This is a genomic window from Mesorhizobium sp. M0991, from assembly GCF_040318915.1.
Taxonomy (GTDB): domain Bacteria; phylum Pseudomonadota; class Alphaproteobacteria; order Rhizobiales; family Rhizobiaceae; genus Mesorhizobium.
Genome location: NZ_JAMYNE010000035.1, coordinates 45,316 through 51,594 on the forward strand (window position 1 = coordinate 45,316; position 6,279 = coordinate 51,594).

Annotated in this window: 4 protein-coding genes; all 4 read right to left on the reverse strand. The window is 59.3% G+C overall.

What is annotated here, in order from left to right; genetic code table 11:
• Positions 1-276: 276 nt before the first annotated feature.
• Positions 277-3,969 (reverse strand): RNA-dependent RNA polymerase family protein, encoded by a 3,693-nt coding sequence (locus tag NKH70_RS30625; protein WP_353027045.1) that lies wholly within the window; start codon positions 3,967-3,969, stop codon positions 277-279.
• A gap of 377 nt (positions 3,970-4,346) precedes the next feature.
• Positions 4,347-5,105 carry a hydroxymethylpyrimidine/phosphomethylpyrimidine kinase gene (locus tag NKH70_RS30630; RefSeq protein WP_353027047.1) on the reverse strand — a complete coding sequence of 253 codons (759 nt, stop codon included), beginning with the start codon at positions 5,103-5,105 and terminating at the stop codon, positions 4,347-4,349.
• Complete coding sequence (locus NKH70_RS30635) at positions 5,096-5,701, reverse strand: thiamine phosphate synthase (RefSeq protein WP_353027049.1); 606 nt, start codon at positions 5,699-5,701, stop codon at positions 5,096-5,098. The genes NKH70_RS30630 and NKH70_RS30635 overlap by 10 nt, the downstream gene beginning before the upstream one ends.
• A partial coding sequence (locus NKH70_RS30640; RefSeq protein WP_353027051.1) for a beta/alpha barrel domain-containing protein occupies positions 5,698-6,279 on the reverse strand: 582 nt, incomplete at its 5' end. The genes NKH70_RS30635 and NKH70_RS30640, both read right to left, overlap by 4 nt.

A 6,279-nucleotide genomic window follows, 5' to 3' on the forward strand; every position in this document is an offset into this window, starting at 1 on the left:
CCTGCAACCGCTAACCGGGGGTTGGAATGTTATGTGAGCTTCGTTCCCGGACGAGTTGAGACCCGGGGGGCCGACCGCCTCATGCAGTCGCGGCGCGAGATCATCTTTCCGAAAACCGACATGGCTCGACCAAAGCAAGCCACCTTGACCCGAGTGCGCCGCGTCACTTTCCCGTCTTATGTTTGACGCCTGCTATTCGGCTGCGATCGCCAGGCTTTCTCGTCAGGAACGCCTGCAATGTTGGCCTTCGAGGCAAGCTTAGAAAGATCCATGTTCTCAATAACCTGCGGGAGGGTATTTCCAACTTCCTGTTTTTTTATATGGCGGAGCCGGGGACAGACCCTTGCCGAGGTCACGGCGCTCCTTCATTTCCGACATGTCCTCGATCTCGAAGAAAGAAATCGATGCCTGTGGCTGTCCATGGCTGTGAAACACCTGCTTCAGGTGATTTTCCTTTCGTGGAACATGCGCGTTGCTCCCCCCGAAGCCTCCATTATTCGCCACGATCACCAGCTGGTACATGTGATAATGCAGGGCGGCCGCCATCTGGTCGAAGGTGCCGACATCCTGATTCAGCGCAGGAATGGCGAAAACGTCAGACCTGTTACGAAGGTCGGATGCAAGCCTGAGATCGGTCGCGTCATAGCAGACGGCCGCAGTGAGCCAGAGCGGATCTGCCAAGAGATTTGTTGTCCATTGGTACCCAACAAGCCATTGAACAGGTCGGAAGCCACGGACCAATTTCTTGGCCTCCCAGGCTTTCTCCATCTTGGCGAGGTGAAACTTCCCTTGGCGTCTGGTCTTGATCTGGAGGCCCCTGCCGGTCATGAGTTGAGGCAATATCCATATTGCCGAATTGACTGGAGGCAAGCCAGGTTCAACCTCCTCATACGTCAGGCCGGTCAGGATGATGGTCTTGTAGGCTCGCGCGAACGGAATGAGATGGGTCTTGATATCGCGTGGATGGACCGCGAGCTCGGGCAAGATTAGCCAGTCTAGTCGCTTGTCCTGCGTCTGATGGGTCGCCCGGAGCTCCAGCATCTTTTCCACTGCCGCGAGCGCGGTCGAAAGGTGATTTCGATGCTTCTGTCGGATAGCGGTGCCGGAAAGCGTGAGATCTCCATCCACGATTTCATGAGCTTCTGGGGTAATGGTCTGCACCACGCAACCCCGAAGCGGTCGATCCTCTCGTGGATATGCCAGGAGCGGCGCCAATATCGGTAGCATCAGAGTGCCCGTTGCCTCTCCGACATGGCGTCTCGCTGCCTCCAGTTTTTCGTGCAGGAACAGGACAAGCTGCTCAGGGTCTCGCTTTAGCCATTCGCCGTCGTCGACCCTGCACCCCGGCCATGCCAGCATCGAATAGAGCAGGTCTTCGGTCGTGTGCGAAATGGCAAGCCAGTCGTCACCGAAACCCTCATGTCCGTTATGGAGGCCATAGGAACGTTGGTACCAATGGCTGCGCACCTGCCGATAGATAGTCCTCGTCTCTCGCCATGATGGCATACGGACTTCGGTGAAATCGAGGTTTCCGGTAAGTATGAACCTGACAAGGTACCCCATTTGGAATTTCCAGCGTAGACCCGAGTCACACCAGATCGGAGGTTCGTAGAGCGCCTGCAGGAACCCTGATGGCGCATACGCCTTGTCAGCAATCCGAACCCCCACAACCTCGGTGTGTCTGCGATCGCTCGATAGCTTCACCTCGATGGATGAAGGCGTCATTGCGTAAGGTTGCTTTTCGGTCAGCATCATTTTGGCGAATGCATACATGAAGCTCAGGACTCCTATCTCATTCCGGAGATCGGGGTCCGTTGGTGCACGTGGGGATTTGCACCGCGACAAGGACGTCCAGCCGTCGTGTGCCGGACTTGGCTGATCCCCGAATATCCACGACGGCTGCAATTCGGCGGCGAAGGCAGGATCGCGAATCGCGATTTCCTCGAATAGATTCGTATCCACCGAACCAGCTACCAGTTGCCTTGCTTCACTTTCGTCGAGGACCGACCGCCTGGCCATAACCGCAAGCGTCGCGAAATCGGCATATGTCGAGGCCTCCCGATCGCGGTTCAGAAAGGAGAGAAACTCTAGATAAAGCCGAGTCTCCGGCATCCTAACACGCTCGGTCCAGCGCTTGTCCGCTTTCTCCCTCATTACCGCCAACAAGAGGACTGCCTGCTGCCTTAGGTACCAAGGTGTCGTCCGAGTGGCGGATGACACCACTTGAAGGGCTTCGGCCGCCAGCACTGCCCGGTATTCCTCGACATCGACGTTGCTAGGCAGGTACTCGTCATCCTCCACGAAGCCGGTCTCGGTTGCACCGGCCTTGAACAACTCGGAGAGGCAGTACAGGGCAACAAGGCGCGGCTGGCCCCGCGTTCGCTTGAGGTATGGGCGCAGAAGTTCCAGCACCAGCCTAAGAACTTCGGGCGATGGCCAGATGTCCAGACCGATGCGCAGGAGCCGCACGTTTGATGGATCGTCGATCCATTGCTGGACGAGACTCAGCGCGAAATTACGCGCCTCGTCGTCGAGTTCGGACCGCGTCATCGCCGCCCCTCGGAAGGGCGTTTCGTCCGCCGGTGGGTCGGTTTCGACGCCGATGGCCCTACCACCGTCCAGAAGGGGCCGCAGCGATCGGAACGTGGTTCTGAAACGCGCAGCCGAAAAGCGGGCCACGGTTGCGTCCCTTACGTCTGGAACCGGAAGCATTCGATCGTTACTGGCTTTCCTACTTTGATTGTAGTGTTCCTGCGCACGTACGAGGCTCTGTACGGCGTCGATTATTTCCTCGCCCCTCGTAGCGTCAAAGCCACCCGAAAGTGCGCTCTGAATCCTGGCCATCTTCCGCCCCTGACGGAGCAGTGGACGATTTTCACCACTAAAGTTAGCCGCCTGCGTCTTGTCATCGGACACCAGAAGTCCCGGCGCCGCGTCGGCAAGAACCCCCGCCAACCACGCGAAGACCGAGAGTTTGATTTCTTCCAGATCCCGGTCTCGCTGGACGGTCACGACCAGGCGGACGTCGTCGACGTAACGGGTTGTATCGCGGAGCGAAATGCCGGCGGAGATCGTCGTTTCCCTGCTGGCGGCGAGCTGGCGGTCGAAATCAAGCAAGGCAAGGTTCGCGAAGAAGCCGGCAGAAACCAGGCCCTGCGGCAGGCAGATCTCCTGGAATCCGCGAATTTCTACTCCCTTCTTGGCGTATTCCTCAACATCGGACCGATCGTCTTTATGCCATCTCCAATGCAAAACATTAGCAGCGAGTTCGTAGAACCGGGGATCGTCGCCTTCGCGTTTGATACCCTCGAGCTTTTCCATGAGCATGGGTGGCCGCACGCGGTCGTAAAACTGCTTCAGGTCAGAGCTGACGATTACGACTCGACGGCCGTCAATTTCCAGCTTTTGGGCGATTTCTTCGGGGCGGCCGATGAAGCTTCGATAATCGATAGAGAACGACCGGTACAGCTTTGACGACCCCCAACGATGCTGAAGGCCACCGAAACCATCAGAGTCGCAAAAGAGTCGGTTGCCGTAGGACAGGACGGAACTCCATGCTTTTTCCTTGTCTTCGGACGGGCGCGGATCGCCCTGTAGGGATTCGACGCGGTCTGCCAGGCAGAGCATTACGGCAGTAGCCGCGACCTGGTCGCGAAGGCTGACGTGGGCCAGGGGCCGCAAGTTTACCTCCCTGGAGTCCTTTGGCCCCCAGATATCGGACCTGGCCGCCGCCCACTTTTGGCTTTTGGGAGCTGGCACGAGCCGGAGCGGCAGGGTAGTCCACTTCCCCGTCCGCAGTTCGTCGCCTATTGATTGCAGGAAGTCAGGAAGGTTCGCGGTGGCGAAATCCAGCTCCAAGGTATCCGAGAACCAGTTGTGGTACCGGATCCAGGCAGAGGCCTTTTTCCATGCCTGGATGAGGACGTATTCTTGCGAAACAGCTTCAATCGTTGGGTTGAGACGTTGCATGTTTCCCCGCTTGGCCTAACCCGCTTCGAGCCGGCAAATTTCTTGAGTAAACTGTCGTGGGGATTACGGGTTGCCGCAACGACGAATTGCAACTGCAGTGATCATCAACGCCCTGAATCCTCGAACGAAACCTTGAAACTCTGATATCCCGATGGCCAAGCACCAGCAATCGTGATTGCTCATGTCGGCTTCGTGCCCGAAAAGGTTGGCTGAAACCACTGGCAAAATCGCCACGCACGCATGACACCCCCCTCGGGGCTACGCCCTCCCGGCGGTCTCATGCGTGCGCCACAAGTGGCCGACTTTTGCGCCGCCGCCTGGCCTGATTTTGCTCCGCCGTTGACAGTCGCATTAAATTGACTGAGGCAGCGTCACTGTCATTCGGCTGCCTTCTGAAGCTTCCCGAAAACAAACAGCTTGCCTTCGCGGACGCTGCCTTCAAGTGATCTCGCCTTCGCCAGATGCGCTGCAATCGCGCTGGCCAGCATGCAGCCCGTTCCGCGTATCGATACGGCAAGGCGCGGCATGTCAAAGCGGATTGGTCCTTGATCCAAGCGCAACAGAATATCGGTCGATCGGGGTCCCGCCGCGTGGCCGCCCTTGATCAGCAGGGCCTGCATCCCGGCCAGCAGCAATTCCTGGCCTTGCCACACTGCGCCGTCTTCATCCACCGCTGGCTCTAAGCCAACAAGAAGCGCCAGCTCGATGAGATTGGGTGTGACGAGGCGGCAAAGGGGCATCAGGTCGCGTTTCATGGCGGCGACGGCCCTTGCGTCCAGCAGCGCCCGGCCTGACGTCGAGGCCAGCACCGGGTCGAGTACTGCCGGCACCTGTGGATTTTCGCGTAGCACAGCCGCGACGGCTACGACGATCTCGGCCGTTGCGAGCATGCCGATTTTGATTGCCGCCACCTTGTTGGCCTGCAGCGCGGCGCGCATTTGATTGGCCACAAGATCGGGCTGCGAAGGATGGATTTCCATCACGGCTTCGTGCGTCTGCACCGTCAGCGCTGTGACGGCCAGGCAGGTGCGCACGCCAATGGAAGAGATCGTCTCGATATCGCATGCAATTCCAGCCCCACCGCTGGAGTCTGATCCGCCGACCACGAGCACATGCGGTTCTCGCCTCAGCGCCATGGCTTTGTCTTTTCGATCCATTCTCGCGTGCGTGCTTCGGGATCGGCATTCAACGTGATGTCGGTGACCACTGCCGCGGTGTCCGCACCAGCCTCGAAAACACCGTCGAGCCGGTCGGGGTTGAGGCCGCCAATGGCGACCAATGGGATCGGCGCCACCCGATGCTTCCACTCGCTGATCCGCTCGAGCCCTTGCGGCGCCCATTTCATCTGCTTCAGGACGGTGGGATAGATGGGGCCGAGCGCGATATAGTCGGGCTCGGCAGCGATGGCCGTTTCCAGTTCTAGATGATCGTGCGTGGAAAGCCCGAGCTTCAATCCGGCGTACTTAATCGCCAGCAGGTCGGCCGCAGCCAAATCCTCCTGGCCGAGATGGACGAAGTCGCAGCCTTCCTCAATTGCCGTGCGCCAATAGTCGTTGACGATCAGTTGGCAACCATGGACCGCGCAGACGCCGTTCGCGCGGCGGATTTCCGTCCGCAGCGTGGCCTCGTCCCTATCCTTGATGCGCAACTGAACCAGCTTGACGCCAAGCGGCACCAGGCGTTCGATCCAGGCGGCGCTGTCGACGATCAGGTAGAACGGATCGAGCTTCATGAAAAAACCGCCCTGCCGATGGTTGGCGTCGACGGCACGGCGACGTCGCGGGGCTCGAGCATTCCCGAGCTGAACGCTTCACGACCGGCCTCGACCGCCTTGCCGAACGCACGCGCCATGCCGACCGGATCGGCCGCCTTGGCGACCGCGGTGTTCAGGAGTACGGCGTCAAAGCCGAGCTCCATAACGGTTGCCGCGTGCGACGGCCGTCCGAGCCCCGCATCCACGATCAGCGGAACGCCTGGGAAATGTCCGCGCATCGAGCGCAGCGCCGTGATGTTGATCGGTCCGAGAGCGGAACCGATCGGCGCGCACCACGGCATCAAGACCTTGCAGCCCGCCGCAAGCAGCCGCTCGGCAACGATAAGGTCGTCGGTGGTATAGGGGAATACAGCAAAACCGTCCTCACACAGGATGCGGGCGGCTTCGACCAGACCGAACACATCCGGCTGCAGCGTGTCGTGGTTGCCGATCACTTCGAGCTTGACCCAGTTCGTCCCGAAGATCTCGCGCGCCATCTTCGCGGTTGTGACCGCTTCCTTGACGGAGTGGCAGCCTGCGGTGTTGGCAAGGATTCT

What these genes read in the sequence shown, in the direction of transcription:
- NKH70_RS30625 (WP_353027045.1), bottom strand. Translation starts at nt 3,969, where the DNA reads ATGCAACGTCTCAACCCAACGATTGAAGCTGTTTCGCAAGAATACGTC.
- NKH70_RS30630 (WP_353027047.1), bottom strand. Translation starts at nt 5,105, where the DNA reads ATGGCGCTGAGGCGAGAACCGCATGTGCTCGTGGTCGGCGGATCAGAC.
- NKH70_RS30635 (WP_353027049.1), bottom strand. Translation starts at nt 5,701, where the DNA reads ATGAAGCTCGATCCGTTCTACCTGATCGTCGACAGCGCCGCCTGGATC.